The organism is Actinomadura sp. 9N407, from assembly GCF_044326315.1.
GTDB lineage: Bacteria > Actinomycetota > Actinomycetes > Streptosporangiales > Streptosporangiaceae > Spirillospora.
The window spans coordinates 190,526-210,578 of record NZ_JBIRAW010000008.1; the positions used below are offsets into that span (position 1 = coordinate 190,526).

The 20,053-nt window shown below is 72.1% G+C and carries 17 protein-coding genes and 1 pseudogene; 4 read left to right on the forward strand and 14 right to left on the reverse strand.

Features of this window, described 5'->3' with window-relative positions; all coding sequences use genetic code 11:
• Positions 1 to 75: 75 nt before the first annotated feature.
• From ACH34Q_RS15205 to ACH34Q_RS15215, 3 genes are all read right to left on the reverse strand, one after another.
• Complete coding sequence (locus tag ACH34Q_RS15205) at positions 76 to 1,506, reverse strand: DUF2254 family protein (protein WP_395983556.1); 1,431 nt, start codon at positions 1,504 to 1,506, stop codon at positions 76 to 78.
• A 218-nt stretch (positions 1,507 to 1,724) separates the two neighbouring features.
• A complete protein-coding gene (locus ACH34Q_RS15210) occupies positions 1,725 to 2,774 on the reverse strand; it encodes an LLM class flavin-dependent oxidoreductase (protein WP_395983557.1) in 1,050 nt (349 codons plus the stop codon).
• A gap of 95 nt (positions 2,775 to 2,869) precedes the next feature.
• A complete protein-coding gene (locus ACH34Q_RS15215) occupies positions 2,870 to 4,063 on the reverse strand; it encodes an ABC transporter substrate-binding protein (RefSeq protein ID WP_395983558.1) in 1,194 nt (397 codons plus the stop codon).
• Positions 4,064 to 4,230: 167 nt separating this feature from the next.
• Between ACH34Q_RS15215 and ACH34Q_RS15220 the strand changes: the two genes are divergently transcribed.
• Genes ACH34Q_RS15220 through ACH34Q_RS15230 form a run of 3 tightly spaced genes read left to right on the forward strand, consistent with a single transcriptional unit; the run spans position 4,231 to position 7,931 of the window.
• A complete protein-coding gene (locus ACH34Q_RS15220; RefSeq protein ID WP_395983559.1) occupies positions 4,231 to 6,906 on the forward strand; it encodes a nitrate- and nitrite sensing domain-containing protein in 2,676 nt (891 codons plus the stop codon).
• Positions 6,907 to 6,913: 7 nt separating this feature from the next.
• Positions 6,914 to 7,294: a DUF742 domain-containing protein gene (locus ACH34Q_RS15225; protein WP_395983560.1), complete on the forward strand. Its 381-nt coding sequence runs from the start codon at positions 6,914 to 6,916 to the stop codon at positions 7,292 to 7,294.
• A 58-nt stretch (positions 7,295 to 7,352) separates the two neighbouring features.
• Positions 7,353 to 7,931, forward strand: a complete 579-nt coding sequence (locus tag ACH34Q_RS15230; protein ID WP_395983561.1) for a GTP-binding protein — start codon at positions 7,353 to 7,355, stop codon at positions 7,929 to 7,931.
• Between the two features lie 16 nt (positions 7,932 to 7,947).
• On the opposite strand, the gene ACH34Q_RS15235 is transcribed toward ACH34Q_RS15230, so the two are convergent.
• From ACH34Q_RS15235 to ACH34Q_RS15260, 6 genes are all read right to left on the reverse strand, one after another.
• Positions 7,948 to 8,193 carry a hypothetical protein gene (locus ACH34Q_RS15235; protein WP_395983562.1) on the reverse strand — a complete coding sequence of 82 codons (246 nt, stop codon included), beginning with the start codon at positions 8,191 to 8,193 and terminating at the stop codon, positions 7,948 to 7,950.
• On the reverse strand, positions 8,190 to 8,735 hold the full coding sequence (locus ACH34Q_RS15240) for a class E sortase (protein ID WP_395983563.1): 546 nt from the start codon (positions 8,733 to 8,735) through the stop codon (positions 8,190 to 8,192). Before ACH34Q_RS15240 ends, ACH34Q_RS15235 begins: the two co-directional genes overlap by 4 nt.
• A 107-nt stretch (positions 8,736 to 8,842) precedes the next feature.
• A complete protein-coding gene (locus tag ACH34Q_RS15245; protein ID WP_395983564.1) occupies positions 8,843 to 9,670 on the reverse strand; it encodes a hypothetical protein in 828 nt (275 codons plus the stop codon).
• Positions 9,671 to 9,915: 245 nt separating this feature from the next.
• Complete coding sequence (locus tag ACH34Q_RS15250) at positions 9,916 to 10,767, reverse strand: hypothetical protein (RefSeq protein WP_395983565.1); 852 nt, start codon at positions 10,765 to 10,767, stop codon at positions 9,916 to 9,918.
• 174 nt (positions 10,768 to 10,941) lie between these two features.
• Entirely contained in the window at positions 10,942 to 12,231 is a 1,290-nt protein-coding gene (locus ACH34Q_RS15255) for an NAD(P)-binding domain-containing protein (RefSeq protein WP_395983566.1), read from the reverse strand.
• An 82-nt stretch (positions 12,232 to 12,313) separates the two neighbouring features.
• Positions 12,314 to 13,573, reverse strand: a complete 1,260-nt coding sequence (locus tag ACH34Q_RS15260; RefSeq protein WP_395983567.1) for an ATP-grasp domain-containing protein — start codon at positions 13,571 to 13,573, stop codon at positions 12,314 to 12,316.
• 778 nt (positions 13,574 to 14,351) lie between these two features.
• Between ACH34Q_RS15260 and ACH34Q_RS15265 the strand changes: the two genes are divergently transcribed.
• On the forward strand, positions 14,352 to 15,209 hold the full coding sequence (locus ACH34Q_RS15265; protein ID WP_395983709.1) for a hypothetical protein: 858 nt from the start codon (positions 14,352 to 14,354) through the stop codon (positions 15,207 to 15,209).
• On the opposite strand, the pseudogene ACH34Q_RS15270 reads toward ACH34Q_RS15265, so the two are convergent.
• The 5 genes and pseudogenes from ACH34Q_RS15270 to ACH34Q_RS15290 all read right to left on the reverse strand — a co-directional run.
• A pseudogene (locus ACH34Q_RS15270) lies at positions 15,149 to 16,141 on the reverse strand (glycosyltransferase); the annotation flags it as partial. The gene ACH34Q_RS15265 and the pseudogene ACH34Q_RS15270 sit on opposite strands and share 61 nt — an antisense overlap.
• Positions 16,134 to 17,291: a GNAT family N-acetyltransferase gene (locus ACH34Q_RS15275; RefSeq protein WP_395983568.1), complete on the reverse strand. Its 1,158-nt coding sequence runs from the start codon at positions 17,289 to 17,291 to the stop codon at positions 16,134 to 16,136. The gene ACH34Q_RS15275 and the pseudogene ACH34Q_RS15270, both read right to left, overlap by 8 nt.
• A complete protein-coding gene (locus ACH34Q_RS15280) occupies positions 17,288 to 18,088 on the reverse strand; it encodes a hypothetical protein (RefSeq protein WP_395983569.1) in 801 nt (266 codons plus the stop codon). Before ACH34Q_RS15280 ends, ACH34Q_RS15275 begins: the two co-directional genes overlap by 4 nt.
• An 11-nt stretch (positions 18,089 to 18,099) precedes the next feature.
• A complete protein-coding gene (locus tag ACH34Q_RS15285; protein ID WP_395983570.1) occupies positions 18,100 to 19,248 on the reverse strand; it encodes a glycosyltransferase in 1,149 nt (382 codons plus the stop codon).
• Positions 19,245 to 19,991, reverse strand: a complete 747-nt coding sequence (locus ACH34Q_RS15290; RefSeq protein ID WP_395983571.1) for a polysaccharide deacetylase family protein — start codon at positions 19,989 to 19,991, stop codon at positions 19,245 to 19,247. The genes ACH34Q_RS15285 and ACH34Q_RS15290 overlap by 4 nt, the downstream gene beginning before the upstream one ends.
• Positions 19,992 to 20,053 lie beyond the last annotated feature (62 nt).

Here is a 20,053-nt window from a genome sequence, read left to right on the forward strand (position 1 = left end):
TCTCACCCAGGACGCCGTCGCGGTGGTCAGGGTGCTAGGCGGCCGACCAGGCGAGGCGTCCAACGTTGGAGAGGCTCAGGCCGGGTCCGCCTCGTGGGGCCGGGGCATGCCGTAACGCTGGTGCATGTGGTGCTGGTGGGCGTCGATGAGGGCGTCGAGCTGCTCGGCGCAGCGGTGGCGGTCGCGGGACGACAGGGCCCTGGCGAGGAGTCGCGCGGCGTCCTCGATGTCGGCGGACAGCGTGGTGAGGCCGGCCACGATAGGTAGCAGCCGCCAGACGCGGTCTTCGAGCAGCGGCAGGTACTCGGTCCGGACGTACGGGACGATCTGGGCCAGCGCGAGGAACACCTCGGTGCAGGGGGCGGCGTTCCCGGACTCCTCGGTCAACCGGCCGATCTTGGTGAGCCGGTCGATCGTCTCGGCGAGGATCACGTCGGGGTAGACGACCGGAACGGTTCCGTGCCGCTCGGGCGGCGGTCCGAGGATCCAGCGTTCGAGCAGGTCGGTCAGCACCCGCATCGCGGCCAGCGCGATGACCGGGCTGTTCTGGGAGCTGGAGTAGGCGGTCCAGGCGATGCCGGCGATCTGCTCGACGGCGTAGCCGGGATCGGTGCGTACGTCGCGGTTGGTGTCGATGACCAGGCAGCCGGCGACCTGGGAGGCCAGCCGGGGGAGCACCTGGGCGTCCTCGCCGCGCACGTGCGCCACCTGGTCGCCGGCGCCCAGGTACGTCCCCACCGGGTGCTCGAAGACCACCTCGACCTCCGAGCCGGTCCTGCCGATCACCCGCCGGAGCCTCTTGAACCGTACGTCGACCAGGTAGCCGTCCTGAGGCGCGAGCACGGGAGCGGCCCGGTCGGGCGGCAGGAGGGGCGCCTCCCGCAGCATGGCCAGCAGTCCACCGGCGCGGCTGCGGGATCGCAGGGTCAGTTTCCAGGTGGCCGACAGGACGCTGGCGGGCCGCATCTGGTTGATCGTGCCGTAGATGAGCGTCATCAGCATGACCAGCGCGACCGTGGTGAGCAGGAACAGGAGGACGGCGCCGAAGGCCAGATGGTTTCCGGGGCGTACCGAGGCCAGCAGGATGAACGAGTACAGCGACAGGCCGATGAAGAAACCGAAGTGGATCTGATTGCTGCGCCGCCGCAGGAACTCGTCGAAGACCACAGGGGTATAGAGCGAGGCGTTCTGCTGCACCGCGATCAGCAGTACGGAGAAGGTCAGCGAGGCGACGCCGACGATCGCGGGAGCGACCTGGGCCAGCAGGTCGACCGCCACCTCGCTGGGGATGAGCTTGTCCAGCGCCGTGCGTGCGCGCCGCAGCGGCGCGGCCGTGGACAGGTCAAGGTAGACGGTCACGGCACCGAGCGCGGTGAAGGCCGCGAGCATGAGCAGCGGCATCATGAGGAACTCCGCGAGCGCCCGCCGGAACGCCCACAGTGCCCGGAGCGCCTTGACCAGCCCGCCCTTCTCGGTGGCCGGCGTCGGGCGGACGGGATGGCGCACGTACTGAGGCGGCCGGTTCCCGGGTCCCGCCGCTTCCCCCATGCCTGCTCTATGTCCGCGGCGGGCCCGGCCGTAGCTCCGTGAACGGCAAAGTGACGGCAGGTGGCCGACGGCGAAGGGGCCGGGCGCCACCTGCGCCCGGCCCCTCGTTGTACGCGGGGTTCTTGCTTGCTAGCCGCCGGTTTCCGGCTCGGCAGGTGCCGGCTCGGCCGGTGCGGCTACTTGAACGCGGGCATCAGTTCGTCGTGGATCAGGCGGAGTTGGGTGTCGACGTCCGCGACGCCCTCGACCTCGCGGCCGGTGAAGCCCTTGACCAGACCGGCGTCGGTGATGGCGCAGATCATGTGGTTCACGCCGGTGGGGGCGATCTCACGCTCGATCTTGGCGCGCACCTCGTCGGGCGTGCCCGCCAGGGACAGCTTCTCGGTGATGTCCGGGGTGGTCAGCTCGATGGCCTTGGCCAGGTCACCGGCGCCGATGGCGGCGACGATGGGCTCCATGTCCTTGGGGTCGACGCCGTTGCGCTCCAGTTGCTCGGCCGGCATGGCCGAGGCGTACAGGCCGACCATGCTGCGGGCCGCCTCCTTGGCCGCGGCGGAGTCGGGACCCGTCGCGAACACCACCCAGGCGCCGATGTCCATGGACTGCCAGTCCTTGCCGGCGCGCTCGGCGCCGATCCGGAAGTTCTCGACGGCGTACTCGTACGCGCCGCGGCAGTAGCTCAGGGCGTGGTGGACGCCGTCGGACAGCTCGCCGGCGGCCTGGAACGACTTCGGCCCGCGCATCGCGCCGATCTTGACCGGCAGGTGCTCCTGGACCGGGCGGGCGAAGGTGAACAGGCCGTCGTAGGAGTAGAACTCCCCGTCGCGGGTGATCGTGCCCTCGTCCAGCAGGGTACGGACGACCGCGACGGCCTCCTTGACCCGGGTGAGCGGCTTGGTCTTGGCCCAGTCGATCTTGTACTGGGCGAGCACGCCGAAGTTGCCGGAGCCGAGGACGACCTCCGCGCGGCCGTCGGTGAGCTCGTCCAGCGTGGCGGCGGCCTGGGCGATCAGGCTCGGCTCGCGCAGGGTGACCGCCGAGACGCTCGGACCCATGCGGATCTGGGACGTCTGCGCCGCGGCGGCGGCGAACAGCAGCCACAGGTCCTTGTGCCATGGCTCGTCGGCCGCGTACACGGCGTAGAACCCCAGCTCGTCGGCCAGCCTGATCGAGGCGAGCGACTCGGTGAGGGGGTAGTCGGGAAGCATGGCGTAGCTGAACTTCACGGAAAAGCATCTCCTTGTAGTGCGCCATCGCACTGTCCGGGGGATGGGGGAGATTCAGTGCTGCTACTGCTTTCGGGCTCGGGGCGTCACCTCTTCTATCCCTTGATCTGTGTCCAGGCCTGTGACCAGCGCGAATAGTCCACGCAGGCGTCGCCCCGGTCGTCGCCGCAGTTCTTGACGGGCGTCTTCCAGAACGCGATGCGCTTGTAGAAGTCGGCGTCGCCGACCTTGTACGTCGCGCAGAAACCCTTGGCCGTGTAACGGCACGCCTTGGGGTTGGCGGCCGCCTGGCCGAACCACTGGGCCACCTGTGCCTGCACCTTAGGCATGGTGATCCAATTCATCCAGCGGTACATGCAGTTCGGGTGTTTCGCCCGGGACGAGATCATCCAGGTGTCGGACCAGCCGGTGGCGCCCTCGACCGGCAGCACCGTGTCCACCGGGGCTTTCTGCTCCTTGGCCAGGTTCGCGGTCACCTGCCAGGCGGTCCCGGCATGGTTGTCGCCGATCTTGAACGACTGGAGCTCGTCGGCGTAGTTGTGCCAGTACTGGCTGACGTTGGGACGCTGCTGCCGGAGCAGTTCCAGGGCGGCCTCGAACTGCTTCTCGTCGAGCTCGTACGGATCCTTGATCTTCAGGTCCGGGCGGTGCGCCTTGAGGTACAGCGCGGCGTCGGCGATGTAGATCGGCGAGTCGTACGCGGTGATGTTGCCGGCCGCGGGCGAGTTCTTGTCCCACACGACATTCCACGAGGTCGGAGGCTGCGGGAGCTTGTCCGTGCGATACATCAGGTAGTTGGCGCCGTAACCGTGCGGGACCCCGTACATCTGCCCGCCGACCGAATTGTACGGCTGTTCCTTGAGATAGTCAGCGATGTCGGGATAGTTGGTGAGCAGCGAGGTGTTCACCGGTGCCACGTCGCCGCCGTAGACCAGCCGCAGGCTCGCGTCCCCGGACGCCGACACGCCGTCGTACTTCCCGGTCTTCATGAGGGCGACCATCGAGTCCGAGGTGTCGGCGATCTTGGTCTGCACCCGGCAGCCGGTCGCCTTGGTGAACGGGGTCACCCAGTCGACGGTCTTGTCGGTCGAACCGTCCTCGGCGTACCCCGTCCAGGCCACCAGGTTGAGCTGTCCCTCCGTCGCGCCGATCACCTGCTGCGCCGGTATCTGCGGCAGCGCGGTACGGGTCGCCGAGTTCGAGCCGCTGCAGGCGGCCATGGTCGCTGTGACGGTCGCGGCGACCGCGCAGGCCGCCAGCCGTCCCGTGAGCTGGCTCTTGAAGATCACGGTCGCGGATTGTATGCCCGCGACTACCGGTCATGTGGCTCGAATCGCAATGATTCAGATCTCTACCCACAAGCCACGCAAACGATCACGTAGCCATGTACCCTCTCGTGCGATCAGTAACCGACGGCTAACAGAGAGCCTCCTTCGTGCGATCAAGGGACCGCGGCATGGGGTCACGCATCAGTCATCGACGGCCACGTACCGGAACCGGGCGGTTCCGTACGGTTCGCTTCAAGGTCACGGCGCTGGTCCTGGTGTCGCTCGTCTCGCTCAGCATCCTGTGGGCGTTCGCGGCGAGCGTCACCCTCGGGGAAGGGCTGAACCTGCGCAACGTGGAGACCGTTCAGGACCACTTCGAGTACCCCTCCGGCGCGCTCGGCAGTACGCTGCAGGCCGAACGCCGAGCAACGATGGTCTATCTCGGCGGTAAGGCGCCCACCGACTTCGCGGTCATGGAGGCGGCCCGGCTGGTCACCGACCGGCAGGCGAGCCTGTTCCGCAACCTCGCCGGCGACAAGGAGGCGCTGGAGGCGGCGCCCGCCCAGACCCGGCGGCTGGCCGACGAGATCATCCGCGGCCTGAACGCGCTGGGCGCCAAGCGCAACGCGATCGACACCGGCGGCACCGCGCGCGGCCAGGCGTTCGCCGACTACAGCGGGCTGGTCGGCGGCATCGGGACGCTGCAGGGCACGCTGTCCACGCTGAGCAACGCCGAGGTCGCCAAGGACGCCCGGAACCAGGTCGCGCTGGCCCGCGCGCGAGAGGCGCTCTCGCAAGAGGACGCGCTGCTGGCGGGCGTGCTGGCGGCCGGCCGGATCAGCCGCGCCGAGCACGCCGAGTTCGTCAAGCTGGTCGGCACCCAGCGGTCGCTGTACGACATCGCCTCGCCCGAGCTGCGCACCGAGGACCGGACGTACTTCCGCCGGGTCACCAGCACGCCGGAGTTCGGCCGGCTGCGCACGCTGGAGGACCGCTTCGTCGCCGGCACCCGCATCCCCAGGGTCGCGGACGAGACCACGGTGCTGTGGAAGACCACCGTCGACTCCAACCTGACGCGGCTGCGCGGCCTGGAGCTGTCGCTGATCGCCGCAGCGGAGGACCGTGCCAAACCGATCTCCGACGCGATCATCCTGCGGGTCGCGCTGGCCGGCGTGCTGGGCCTGGTCGCGGTCGTGCTGTCGGTCGTGCTGGCGATCTGGGCGGCGCGCTCGGTCATCCGCGACCTGAACGGGCTCAAGCGCGAGGCGCTCGACCTGGCCACCACCCGGATGCCCGGCGTCATCCAGCGGCTGCGCCGCGGCGAGGAGGTCGACGTCGTCGCCGAGGCCCCGCCGCTGTCGTTCCGTACCGAGGAGATCGACCAGGTCGGCCAGGCCTTCAACGAGGCCCGCCGGACCGCGATCCAGGGCGCGGTCGAGGAGGCCGGGCTGCGCCGCGGCATCAGCGAGGTGTTCGTCAACCTGGCCCGCCGCAGCCAGACGCTGGTGCACCGGCAGCTCAACCTGCTGGACTCCATGGAGCGCCGGATCAGCGAGCCGGACGACCTGGAGGACCTGTTCCGCATCGACCACCTGGCCACCCGCATGCGCCGGCACGCGGAAGGCCTGATCATCCTGTCCGGCCAGGCGCCGGGGCGCGGCTGGCGCAACCCGGTCGCGGTCATCGACGTGGCCCGCGCCGCCGCCTCCGAGGTGGAGGACTACACCCGGGTGTCGGTCGCCCCGATGACGCAGGCGGCGATCTCGGGCGTGGCCGTCGCCGACGTCATCCACCTGCTGGCCGAGCTGATCGAGAACGCCACCTCGTTCTCGCCGCCGCACACCAGCGTCCAGATCACCGGGCAGGCGGTGGCGCGCGGCTTCACGCTGGAGATCGAGGACCGCGGGCTGAGCATGGACGAGCCGAGCCTGGCCGCGGCCAACGCCCGGCTGGCCGAGCCGCCCGAGTTCGACCTGTCCGACAGCGCCCAGCTCGGCCTGTTCGTCGTCGGCCGGCTGGCCAAGCGGCACAAGATCCGGGTGACGCTGCGGACCTCCCCGTTCGGCGGGATGAGCGCGGTGGTGCTGATCCCCGAGGAGATCGTCGTGCACGGCGACGGCGACGGCCTCGACGAGGCTCCGGCTCCGCTCGCCCTCACCCGGCGCAGCGAGGACGCCCTCGTCCCGGTCGGTGTCCTGCGCGGCGGCCAGGAACGTGCCGCGCTGCCCGCCGGAGCAGGCGGGCCGGTGCTGCGCCTGCACTCCAACAGGCCCGAACCGCCGCAGGGACCTCCCGTCGGGCCGCCGCCCGAACCGACGTACGGCGGGCAGCCGGGACACATCACGCAGCCCGTGCAGCCCGGTCAGGGTGGAGTGCAGCCCGAATGGGACGACTGGCCGTCACCACCGGACCGGTCGGGTGTGCGAACCGGTTCGCAGCCGAGCGCCCGGCACCGCAGGGGCGGGGGAGAACCGCCCCAGGGGGTACCGGAGACCGGCGTGCCGCCCGCGTCCGACCCGCCCATGTCCGAACGGTCGGGCGACCCGCCGGCGAGCGGACGCCCCGTACAGGAGCTGCGGTCCGAACGGCGCACGACCGGTGGTCCCGGATCGCTGCGCCGCCCGCCCGGGGGATCGTCCCGGGGCGGGGGACGCGGCGGCCGGCCTGAACTGCCCAGGCGGGTCCGGCAGGCCAACATCGCCCCGCAGCTCCGCGAGGAGCCCGGCGGTGAGAGCTCCGCGCCGCCGCCCGAGCCGCCCCCGGAGCGCTCGCCCGAAGAGCTCCGCTCGATGATGTCCTCGATCCAGCGCGGTACCAAGCGCGGCCGGTCGGAATCGATCGTCGAGTTCGACGAGGGGTCGTGACAGGGCGATGAGCGGCCCCGGAAACGAATGGCTCGACGAGGACGCCGGTCCCCTCGTCCGCTCGTACGCGCTGACCGGCGGCCGGGCCAGACCGCGCACCAGCGGCGAGGGCTTCGAGCTGATCGCCATCATCGCCACCGTGGCGAGCCCGGCCGCGGCCTCGCCCGACATCGGACCCGAGCATCTGGCCATCATCGATCTGTGCGTGCGGCCCCATTCCGTGGCGGAGGTCTCCGCCCGGCTGGGGCTGCCGCTGGTGGTCGTCCGGGTCATGCTCGGCGACCTGCTCACCCACGGGCTCATCGCGGTCAGGCGCCCGCAACAGGAAAGCCCGACCGTCACCGAACACCTGCTCAGGGAAGTGCTCCATGGACTCGAGGCGCTCTGATGCCGCATCCTCCTCTGTCGCCTCCGCGGGGTCGGCTCCCTGGAGCGACGGCGGCGCGATGCCCCTCGCCGTCAAGATCCTCGTGGCCGGCGGCTTCGGGGTCGGCAAGACCACGTTCGTCGGCGCGGTCAGCGAGATCAAGCCGCTGCAGACCGAGGAGATCCTGACCGAGCAGAGCGTCGGCGTCGACGACATCTCCGGGGTGGACCGCAAGACGACCACCACGGTGGCCATGGACTTCGGCCGCATCACGATCCGCGAGCGGCTGATCCTCTACCTGTTCGGTACGCCGGGCCAGGACCGCTTCTGGTTCATGTGGGACGAGTTGTCGCACGGCGCGCTGGGCGCGATCGTGCTGGCCGACACCCGCCGGCTGGCCGACTGCTTCCCCGCGGTCGACTATTTCGAGAGCCGGGGGCTGCCGTTCATCGTCGGCGTCAACTGCTTCGACGACGGCTACGACTACGACTCCGACGAGATCTGCGAGGCGCTCGACCTCAACCCGAAGACGCCCATCGTCCTGTGCGACGCCCGCAGCAAGGACTCGGCCAAGAGCGTGCTCACGTCCCTGGTCAAGCACCTGATCACCGTCAACGGCGAGGACCGTTCCGCGGAGGCCGCCGGCCAGTACAGCTGAACCGCGCCGGCGCTCGCTAGCCGTCGAGGGCCCAGTCGTCGGACTCGATGTACTCGTCGTCGCACGGCCCCGCCGCGTCCTCGCCGGACGCCGTGGGGCCGTGCTCCAGGCGGCCGTCCACGGCGCGCAGGAGGGCGCAGTCCGGCGGCGTCTCCAGGGACAGGACGGCGCGCAGGTGCTCCAGTTCGGCGTGCGTCATGGCGCGCAAGGGCTTGGTGGCCCAGCCGTAGGTGCCGGCCGGGCGGAGGCGCGATCCGTTCACCGGCCGGCCTGCCCTGGCACCCGCCTGGCCAGAACGACCAGCCGTTTCCTGTCCGAGCCCCGGGGATGGCAGCTGATGAGGGTCAGCACGCTGTCGCGCGCCTGCGCTCCCCTTTTGAACGGGACGGGGGCGAGCACGCTCGTCTTGCGCGGGGAGATGATCCGCTTCTTGTACGTCCGGTAGACGTAGGTCCGGCCGCCGGTCGTCACCGTAATCCGGTCGCCGGTGCGCATCCGCTGGATGTTAGAGAAGGGGGCCTTGTAGGTGGTGCGGTGGGCCAGCAGCACCGCGTTCCCTATCTCACCGGGCATCGCCGTACCGGGGTGGTGGCCGATGCCTCGCGCGAGGACGCGGCGCGACACGCCCTGCCGTACGGGGCCGCGCACTTTCATCCGGGGGATCGAGATCCGCGCGATCCGCTGACCGGTCTTCGGCTTGGCGGCGACGGCGCTGGCGGGCGCGGGTGCGGCGGAAGCCGGGAGCGGGGCCGCAGGCACCGCGAGCGCGATGACGATGACGGGGGTGGCGGCGGGTGAACGCATGTCCTGTGGTCCTCTGAGCGGCCGAACGGCGGCGGGGGCGGCGCGCCCGGAGCGGCGGGCCGCCCCCGCCCTCAACGGTGGCTTCCTCGTGGTTCTGCGGCCTTCGGTCAGCTGGGCAGCGAGGAACTGGTCAGCCGGACGGGGAGCCCCCTGGTGAGTCCGTCCAGGTTGCCCAGACCGGGGTCGGCCTTGCTGACGGGCTTGCCTTCCACGTCATCGTTGCCGGTGTCCTGGCCGGGTGCCTCGGGGCTGTGGACCGGAGCGCCCAGCGAGCGGAGGAGCGTACGGATCGCGTCGCCCGGCTGCGGAGCGGGCCCGGCCATGCGAGCCTGGCCGCCGGTCTGGCGCAGGGACGAGGGCGCGGTGAAGAGCATGTCGGCCCCCGGCAGCTGGTACGCGGTCGGCATGCCCTGCGTGAGCTCCTGGGTCAGGTTCTGGGCCTCGGGCAGCCGGGAGGGGTCGGGCAGCCCGGCGGCACCGAGCAGACCGAACGCACTGAGCGCGTCGTTCGTCAGCGGACCCGGGTGCGGGACGGCCTTGCCCACCCGCTTGGTGGAGGGCAGCTTCGCCGGCGGCTTCCCGGTGACGGGCTTTCCGGTGACGGGCTTCCCGGTGGTGGGCTTGGTGGCGGCGGGCTTCCCTGCCGCGGGCGCGCCGGCCGGCGGCTGGGCTCCGGTGGGCGCCTGGGTTCCGGCGGGCGCCTGCACGGGCCGGCCGCCGGGCGCGAGCGGCGTGCCCAGCTGCCCGAGCAGGCCGGTGAGCATCTCGACCGGCTCCGTCCCCGCCACGGGCATGATGGGCATGGACGGCAGGGGCCCGGTGCTCGGGCCGTCGGCGGCGGCGGTGGTGGTGCCGGCGCCGAGTCCGGCGCCCGCCATGGCGATGCCCGCCGTCACCAGAACGGTACGGGTGATGTTCCTGGTCCAGTTCCGCATTTTCTTCTCCTTTTCGTCGGTGCGCCGGTTGATCGGCAGAGATGGTCGGTACGGCTTTCGGCGGTGGGCTGAGCACCCAGGGCCGGTGGAATGGACGAGATGCGGATCCCGAAGCGGGATCGCTCGGTGGTCGGCGCGGAGATCCGGTGGTCCAGAGCCCCGCGACGGAGACCAGAACCCCGAGGTGGAAGGACGAGCCCCGAGGCGGAAGGACGAGCCCGATCGCCGAGCCCGCCCGGGCGCGGCTAGTCCGGGGCGGTCACGGGATCGGCGGGCGCGGCCTCTTCCTTCGGCGCCGATGCCGGAAGCGCCCGTGCGGCCATGGCGTCCGGTACGTCGGGAAGGGAGGCGGGCAGCGTGCCCGCGATGGGGCCGTGGCCCTGGCCGGGCTGCGTGAGCGCGGCCTTCGCGTCGTCCTGCCCCGTCTCATGGAAGGGGCGGGGAGCCGTCGGCACGCCGTCCGCGCGGTCGCAGCCGCGGCAGGTTCCGCCGGGCTCGCCGGCGGTGCGGGGCGTCGCGGCCGGCCGCGGGTCCGTGTCGCCGCCGGGACCGTCCGCACCGCGCGCCGTGCCGGAGTCGCGGTCACCGCCGTGCGGCCGCCCGCCTTCGCTTCCGAACAGCGCGTCCGGGACGGCCCGTCCGGTGAGCGGCGACAGCAACCCGTGCACCGCGTGGCGGTCGGGCAGCCCGGCCCGTTCGGCCAGGCCCGATGCCGCCGGGCGCAGCTCGCGCAGGCCCGGGGCGCCGGACACCAGCCCGGTGAGCGTGGACGACGGGGCGCGCAGCAGGCGGTCGCCCGCCTTCCGTACGGTCTCCCGCTGCGGCGATCCGGTGCCGGTCGCGCTCGTGGTCAGGCCCGTGGCCAGATCTCCGGCGAGATCGCCGGCCAGGCCGATGGCCTCGCCGCCGTCCCGGCCGGCCACGGGCCGGCCGTCGCCGCTGTCCGCGGACGCGGAACCGGCCAGCGCGGCCAGCGCGAACCAGCCCGCGAACGCCAGCCCGGCGACGACCGCCATCCTGAGGACGCCCGGAACGCGGGCGCGGGTCGTCCGGTCGAGGGCTTCGCGGGCCCCGGCGCGGATCGCCACCTGCTGCATTCTTGGAACACCTCGCGGATGGAAGTCGACGGCACTGGATTCGACGGCGCCATCTGCTAACGCGTTGCGACGATAGCAGCACGGTGCGTAATCGTCGGCGCCATTGAATTCCCATTGGCGTGTCTCCGGCATGCCGCCATGCTGCGTCACCGGCGGTGCGGCGGGCGCGGCACTCTACCCAGGATTTGCCGGAGCGTGTGGCGGCGTTGGTGCGGCCTGGCCTTCCCCGTCCAGCACCTTCACGGTCTCCTCGGGAGGCGCGGCCGCGCGGCTGCCGGCCGCCACGTGCGCGGCGATCCGGCGGGCGGCGAAGTCGGCACCGTGGACGAAGCGCATGACCGGGCCGAAGCTCGGGGCCGCGGTGAGCCCGGCGAAGTACAGGCCCGGCACGGAACTCTCGAAGTGCGCGCCGAGCACCGGCGCGCGGTGCCTGGTCCGTACCCGCTCGCGCAGCTCCGGCGCCAGGATGCCGATCCGGTCCAGATCGGGAACGAACCCGGTCGCGGCGATGACATGGTCGACCTCGTGCTCCCACGGGCTGCCGATCCGGCCGGCGGTGGTGACGGCCGCCCTGCCGCCGGACTCGCGCGCGCCGGTGACCGCGCGGCCCGTCATCACGTGGACGCGGTGGTCGACGCGGTCGCGCAGCCACCAGGCCCCGGCGGGACCCATGGTCGTACGGAGCAGGTGCCGCCGCGTGGCGTCGGGCAGCAGGCGCGTGGTCCAGGGGTGCTCGGACCAGATCCACGTCCGGTACCCGCGGCCGAGGCCCGAGGCCGGTCCGCGCAGCAGCCGGTCGACCGGTGAAGGGGACGTCAGGGGCACCGCGTTCCAGGCGAGCCGTTCGGTACGGGCGAGGACCTGCGGGCGCGCGCCGGCCTCCGCCAGCAGCACCGCGGTCTCCAGCGCGGACTGGCCCGCTCCGACCACGGCCACCTCCTGGTCCTCGAAGCGGCCGAAGTCGCGGTGGGCCATGCTGTGCGTGAGCAGGTCGCCGGGCAGCGCGGACAGCTCGTCCGGGATGTGGGCGAACGGCCCGACGCCGATCGCCATCACGACGGCGCGCGTCCTGGCCACCTCGCCGGTCGACAGCGTGACCTCGAACGGCCCGTCCCCGATCCCGTCCGGGCGCTCGATCCGGAGCACCCGGGCGTCCTCGGTGTACGGGACGAGATGGCCGGCGAACCAGCGGCCGTACTCGACGAACGTCGAGAGCGGGATCGGCCGGCCGGTGTTCCAGCCCGGATTGCGGTCGGTGAACGTGGCGCCCCCGTGCGGCGCGCCGAGGCTGGAGGCGAAGGGCTCGGACTTCAGGTACATCCCGGGCGGCATGCCGTCGGCCCAGAACTCCATCGGTGTGCCGATGATGCGGACGTCCAGGCCGTGGTGCCGCAGGTACGCCGCGGTCGAGAGGCCGTAGGGCCCCGCCCCGACGACGAGTACGTCGGCGGTCGAGTCGTGCATATTCGCGTTCCCCCGTGGTCGTGATGCGTGCGATAGCGCGCCTTGCGGTGGTGGTTTCATGCGGGTGGTCTTGACCGTTCCGTCACGTGCCGCGCCGGACGGCGCGGATCAGGCTCCGTCGGCCCATGACGAGGAACGGAACCGGGTCGTCCGTGGCGAACCAGGCCCGCTCGCCGGCCCGGCGGAGCCGCCCGAACGCGGCGGCGCGTTCCCCGGAGCGGGCCAGGGAGTGCTGCAGGAAGTGGTGCTCCACCAGCAGCGTGCGGCCGTACCGAGGGCGGGGCGGGGGAACGGCGCGGCCGGAGCGTTCCAGGTGCAGGGCCCTGACGAGGTCGATCCCGCGCTGGTCGCTGAACAGCCGGAACTGGGCGCCGAGCCTGGGGTTGAAGTCGAGCAGGTGGTAGATGCCGGTACGGGCGTCGAGCCGGAAGTCGAGATCGACGGTGCCCCGGCACCCGAGGATGTTGACGACCTTGTGGGCCAGCTGCTCCAGCGCCGGGTTGAGTACCCATTCGCCCGAGACGGTGTGGCCCGCGTCGCGGGGATGGGCCAGATGCTTGATCCCGGTGCCGCCGAACAGGCACACGTAGTTCTCGTCGAAGTGGCCGTGGAAGAACCAGTCGCCGCCGCCCGGCGGGATGCGGCGCTGAAGGATCAGCGGGCCGGCGGGGAAGTCTCCGTCGCCGCCGAAAGGCGGGGTGGTGGCGAGCGAGAAGAGGCGGTGGGCGTCGATGGCGGTACGGACCACCACGGTGCTGCGTCGCCCTGGCGGCAGCAGCCAGGGCCGCGACCACTTGGCGACCAGCGGCAGGCCGAGGCGGGCGACGGCCTCGCCGACCTCGGCGGGGGAGCCGGGGACGAGGCTCTCGGGGCAGGCGATGTCGTACCGCGTGCACTGCTCCAGCAGCAGCGACTTGTCGGCCACCCGGCGCGGGGCGGCCGGGTCCTGCGGGGGGAGGACGAAGCACTCCTCGAGGGCATGGGCGTGCTCGGCGGTGAAGAGCGCGCCCGCGTCGTCCAGCGGGATCAGCAGCGAGCGGCGGCCGATCTGCCCGGCGATGCCGCGCAGATGCTCGGCCAGCGCTTCCGGCGCGTGCTGCGGTGAGGGCCCCCAGGGGTGGCGGCGGCGCAGGCGGCGGGAGTGCGCGGCGGGTGAGACCCGGCCTTCGAGGATCGCGTGGACGGGGACGCCGGCGCGGCCGAGCGATCTGATCGCGCCCAGCGTCCCGTGATGCAGCGGGTTGCGGTCGGTGCGCAGCAGCAGGACGGGCAGGTCGCCGTCGAGCGCCGGCGCGCTGAGGCCCGGAGGGGCGGTCGCGCTCCATTCCGGTGCGATTCGCATTCTCGACACGCTTCCTATCGAAAAGGTAAATTCTGCCGCGTCTACGCCACTCCCGTGGCGATCCGCCTGTTCATATACGCAGGCCCGAGGGCATACGATACGCATGGGAGCCGACGATAACCATCGTATTCATCGGCTGTTCGGCTATGGGGGAGCAAGATCTCCGTTGGGTCTTCTCGTGCGGGCGCTCGCCGTTTCCTGTGTGGCCGCCGTGATGGCGGCGGGGGTGCTTGTCGCCGCCTGGTCGAATTTCCGCCCCGCAGACCGGATCGCCGACGGGACGCGGACCGTCCCCCCGCCGAGCGGAACCCCTGAACGGGTGCCGCCGGCCGTTCCTTTGGGGGCGTTTCTGGGGTCCGGTGAAGAAGGCGTGCGAAATGTCGGTCCTTTTCAGGAATGGCTCGGTACCGAGGTCACGGTCGGCCATACCTACCTGCCGGGGGAGCGCTGGGAGGACATCGAGGGCCGGCCGGGGATCCTGGAGCCCTGGGCTCGCTGGCGGCGCGCCGACCCGAGGCGCCAGCTGGTGGTCAACGTGCCGATGGTGGCACCGAACGAGGCGCGGATGCCCGACGGCGCGGTGTCCTGGCACCTGCGCGCCGGTGCCTCCGGCGCCTATGACCGGCACTTCTACGAGCTGGCGAAGCACCTGGTGGGGCAGGGGATCGGAGACGCGATCCTGGTGCTCGGCTGGGAGATGAACGGCGACGTCTACAGCGGCCGGTGCGGGCCCGACCCCGCCGCCTGGAAGGCGTACTGGCGGCGGATCGTGCGGACCATGCGCGGTGTCTCGGGCACCCGGCTGCGGTTCGACTTCACCGCGACACGGGGCCGCGACGCCGTGCCGTGGGTGGAGTGCTATCCGGGTGACGATGTCGTCGACATCATCGGTTCCGACAGTTACGACCAGCCCGAGGGGGCGTCGTTCGGGCGCTTTGTGGACGAGCCTTATGGATTGCGGGAGCATGCGCGCTTCGCCGCCGAGCACGGAAAGCCGATGTCGTTTCCCGAGTGGGGATTGTTCCGTAATTCCGACAATCCCGAATATATTCGGGGGATGTATGAGTGGATGGCCTCGCACAACGTCATCTACCAGACCATCACCGACTACTGCCCGCACGGTGTATGGCGTTGCTCGGAGAATCCCCGTTCGTCGGGGGTCTACCGCGAGTTGTTCGGCGGGAAGGGCGCCGGTGCCCCCGTTCCCGCGCCCTCGGTCTCCACTCCGCCGCCCGGCCCGCCGCCGCAGTCCCCGCCGCCGGGACCCGTACCGCCCGATTCAGGTCCGTCCGATTCAGGTCCGCCCGTTCCCGATGGCGGGCAGGACCCCTCGGGCGCCGGCCCAGATGAGGGCGGCCCGGCCGCGCCCCCGCGCCCGGAGACCCCGGTGCCGCCCCCGAGCCCCGGCCCCGTTCCGGAGCATCCCGGTTCCGAGCCTTCCGTACCGCGGCCTGCCAGCCCCGAGGTGACGGCGGAGAGCAGCGCCAGCGTTCCGGTCAGGTCGAACGCGCCGGCCGTGCCCGCGCCCGCGCGGCCCTCGGCGTCCGCGTCGGCTCGCCGCGAGAGCCTGGCGGCGACCTCGAAGGCCAGGCTGACGGGATCCTCCGGCGGCACGAGGGCACCGGTCCCGGGCTGAACGATCTCCGCGAGCCCGGGCACGTTGCTGCACACCAGCGAGCGCCCGCGGGCGAGGGCCTCCAGCGCGACCAGGGCCAGTCCCTCCCAGCGGGAGGGCAGCACCACCAGGTCGGCCGCCGCCAGCCAGCCGCGCGTGTCCGCGACGGGCGGGACGAACAGCACGCCCGGCGCGGCCCTCCGGCGCAAGCGCGTGAGTTCGTCACCGTCACCGACGATGGCCAGGAGCGCGCGCGTGCAGTGTTCCCGGATCATGGGCCAGGCGGCCAGCAGGACGTCCTGCCCCTTCTGCCGTGTCACGCGGCCGATGCACACCGCCAAGGGCGCGTCGGACGGCAGCCCCAGAACGCGCCGCGCCGCGCTGCGGTCGGCGGCGTCGGCCGGGGTGAAGTGGCGCAGGTCCACGCCGTTGCGGATCAGCCGGTACGGCGCGCGCACCCGTGCCTCGCGGCCTTGCTTGAGCTCGCCCGTACCGACGCAGACCAGGGCGTCGGTACGGCGCGCGGCGAGGCGTTCCCAATGCAGCCCGGCCGCGGCCTGGGCGCCGGTCGCGGCCAGCCAGGACCAGCCGTGCGGCTGGAAGATCGTCGGTACCTCCGGCCCGCCGAACGGGAGCCGCCCGGCCAGCCCCGCCTTGGCCGAATGCAGATGCAGCACGTCCGGGCCGAACCGCCGGACGATCCGCCGCAGGGTGCTCACCTCGCGGAGCGTGTCCGGTCCCGGGGCGCGTTCGGCATGCCAGAGCAGGTGCGGGGCGCCCGCCGCCCGCACCCGAGCCGCCAGGTCGCCATCCGGCGGGCAGGCCACCGCGACCTCCCAGCCCCGGCGGAGCTGGTCGGTGACGGCCTGGATGACGTAGACCGCCACTCCGCCGTCGGTGGGCTGGCTGACGTGCAGGACGCGCACTCCGGTGACCGCGGGCCGGTCAGCCATGCGGTGTCTCGGCGCGGCGGCGCATGCGGGCGCTCAGCTCCGCGCGCCCGCGCGCCGCGGTCGCGTAGGCCGACGCCAGCGGCGACCGGCCCAGGATCAGCCGCTCGTTGCGGACCGGGGTGGGCCGCCACTTCATCTTGTACGGCTCGTCCCCGCGCAGCAGGCTGAGCGCCGGGACGCCGGCCCGCTCGGCCACCCCGAGGTCCTGGCGCAGCAGCATGAGCGTCACCTCGATCCTGTCGCGCAGGTCCGCGACCGACCCGTACAGGTACGCGCCCGCGAAGTCATGCCCGATCAGGACCAGGTCCGCGGCCACCAGCCGGTCCGCCTCCCGGTACTCGAAGATCACGGCCTGGCCGTCCCGGGTCATCTCGGTCAGCGCGGCGGCCAGATGCCGGCGGAACCGGGCGCGGGTGTGCTCGGGGTTGATCGGCCGGTCCCGCCACTGCCGGACATGCAGGTCCAGGAGCCGGTTCACGGCCTCGCCGGCGCGCTCGGCGGGCACCGGAGCGACCGCGATCCCGGCCGCGTCGATCTTGCGCAGCCGGGCCCGCGTCTTGCCCGCCCGGCGGCCGGGCAACCTGGCGAGCAGCGCGTCGACGCCGCCGGCGGGCAGTTCCAGGCAGATCGACGCCGGGGTCCGCCAGGACGTCCCGGGCCAGCGCTCGGCCACCGCGTGCGCCGCCGAGCCCGGCCTGACCTCGCGCAGGTCGATCGCGCCCCAGCCGGGTGCGGCCAGCAGCGCGCGGGTCAGGTACCGCACGGACTGCCGCGCGTGATCGCGGTCCAGCAGGAAGTCGGTGAAGTCGCTCTGCGGCGCCGCGAGCGGCTCCAGCACCGGGAATCCCCACCGCCGCACCGCCATCAGCGGCGCCGCGGCGACCAGCAGGCCATGCCGCCGTACCAGGCACAGCCGCAGGCCTCCGCGCGTGCCGTAGTTGCGCCACCAGGCCGCCAGCCACGCGTGCGACTGGAACGGGGTGGCGGTGTGGCTCCGCGCGTAGAGGCCGCGCCATTCGTCCGCGAGTTCGGCCAGCGCGTTCGCGTCCTGGCGTACCTCCACTGTCCAGACCGAGTGCGCGGTATCGGCGGAGTCGGCGGAGTCGCCGGGGCTCACGCGGACCCCGCCGAGCCTGCCGGGCAGTGTCACTTCGCGGCCTCCGCATGGACCTCGGACGCGGCGTCCTGGGACGCCGCCTCCTGGAACTCCGCGTCCCGGCCGCCCGCCGTCTGGGGCCCCGCCTCCCCGAGGTCCATGGCGGCCGGCTCGCTGCGCTGCCTCGTCCTCGCCTTCGGTGCCCTCGGCCCGGCCGACGGCCGGCGGTCCGAGGTGGGGCCGGTGCCCCCCTGCCGCCGGCGGAGGCGTGTTCCGGCTCCGGTCGCCGCCACCAGGCCCGCGAGCAGGATTCCCGTCGCGGTTCCTACGGCCACGTTCAGCGGAAGGTTGGGCGAGCTGGGACCGAACGGTGCCGCCGCCCTCGTCATCAGCGCGACGCGTACGCCGGTGTCCTGCTGGTGGGCGTTGCCATAGCGGACGAGCGCGTCGGCGGCCGTGTTGGCGAAGGTCGCCGCACGGCGCGGTGTTCTGGCCGAGGCCGTCAGCCGTACGAGCGGGGTGTCAGGGGACGTGGACGCCTGGATGTTCCGGCGGGCGTCGGCCAGGTCCGCGGGCGGCAGGGGAACGGCGGCCCAGGCGAGCGTTTCCGGAAGGGCCGCCAGCCGTCCGTAAGCCTGGGCGAAGCTCACCGCCACGGGCGGGCCCTCATCGTTCTGGGACACCAGGAGGACGTAGGACGTCGCCGAGTAGGCCGGAGTCTTGAGCAGCCCGTAGCCGAGCCCGGTCAGCAGTCCGGCGATGACGATGGCCAGCGGAAGGCCGATCCGGCGGGCCGGCTTCAGGGTTCTGTTGAGGAAGGTGCTGTTGAAGAAGCTGCGGATTGCTTGCATGCCTGGTCCCTTCAGAACGAGGTACGCGACAGGTCGGGACGGACGGGCAGGACCGCTGCCGGACCGTCTTGGTAGAGGGCGGTGAGCCGTTCGGCGTGTGCGTCAACGGCGTAGTGGTCGACCGCCGGCGGCGGGACGTGACGCACCTGCGAACCGGAACGCGAGTGCTCGGCAAGGGCCGCTGCCCATGCCGCCACCCGGGTGGGCAGCCGCCGCGCCTGTAGCGCGGACGACGGTGCGGGCAGGTCGTCCAGTGCGGGACAGGCCGTGTAGAGGACGGGCAGCCCGGACGCCAATGCCTCCAGAACGCTCAGCCCGAACGTCTCCTGGGTCGAGGGAGCCGCGAACAGATCCATCGCCGCGAGAGCCCCCGCCACATCGGCCGTGTCACCCGCGAAGACGATGCGTCCTCCGCTGCTCCAGGCGAGGTCCTCCAGCGCGGGACGGCTAGGGCCCTCGCCCACGATGAGGAGCGTCGCTCTGTTCTCTGTACGGGTATCCGCACGGGCGAACGCGTTGATGAGCAGGTCGAGCCGTTTGGTGGGGACGAGCCGTCCGACGGTGCCGATGACGAACGCGTCCGTTCCGATGCCCAGGCGCTCGCGTGTCGCCGCACGCTGAACGGCATCGAAGACGTACGCCGAAGGGTCGATGCTGTTAGGAATCGTGACCAGACGGTCCGGTGGTACGCCCCACCCACGCAGACGCCGGGCGACGGTAGGGGAGACGGCGACGGTGGCCGTGCCGAGGCGTTCGGTCGCCCGGTAGAGCATCCGGACACCGGATGTCGTACGGCGCCCTTCTATGTGGCCGTCGCCCAAGGAATGTTCGGTGGCGACGATGTGCGTCACTCCGGCCATGCGCGCGGCCACCCGCCCGTAGACGCACGCGCGGTACAGGTGCGTGTGGACGACGTCGTACCGGCCACGACGGATCAGCCGTACGAGACGCGGCAAGGCGGCGAAGTCGCGGTTGCCGCACATCCCGATCTCATGGACCGGGACGCCCAAGGCCCTGATGCTCTCCCCGAGCGCACCGGCGCGGGTGAGCACCGCGACCTCGGACTCGACCGGGAGATGGCGCAGCAGCAGGGCCAGCTGCCGTTCGGCACCGCCGTGCGCCAGGCCGGTGATGATGTGCAGGACCCGCGTACCGGTCATACGCGTACCAGCCACTGCAGCTCGTGCCGGACCACCTTCGCGCGCAGCCGCAGGTTCCGGTCGCGCTCACCGACGTACGTCCGGGCCAGCGCGAAGCGGCTCGCCTCAGTGGGACGGATCGCGCAGGCGTAGTCGTAACCGGCGGCCCTGACCTCCGCCATATCGCGCGGGCCGGCGTTGCCATAGGGATAGGCGAACCCGCCCACCGGCCGCTGCACGATCTCCTCCAGAACGAACCGGCTCGCCTGGAGTTCGTCGCGTACCTCCTCGACGGGCGCCTCCGGCAGGGACACGTGCCGTACGCCATGGGAGGCGACCTCCATCCCGAAGTCCGCCACGGCGCGGATCTGGTCCTGCGTCATCAGGGCCTTGGGCGGGCCGGTGTCCCACTGGTTGTACGCACCGATGTGCTCGGTGACCACGAAGACCGTCGCGGTGAACCCGTACCGCACCAGCGCCGGTACGGCCCGCGTGGCGAAGTCGGCGTAACCGTCGTCGAAGGTGAGGCCGACCAGGCCCCGCGTGCCGCCCCGCGCGTGCGCCCGCAGCAGCTCTGCCATGCTCACGCCGCGCAGCCCGCGGGTGTGCAGCCAGCGCAGTTGCTGCTCGAAGCGCTCCGGCGTGACCGTCACCAGGTGCGGGTCCTCGTCGTAGTGATCGACCGAGTGGTACATCAGCACCATCGGCATCGCGATGATCGGATGCCGCGGGTTCTCCGGATGCCCCGGGCCGACGGGACGCACCGGCTCCCGGGTCGCCTCCGGGCGTTCCGGCTGCCCGTGTTCTGACTGGACGTGTTCTGGCG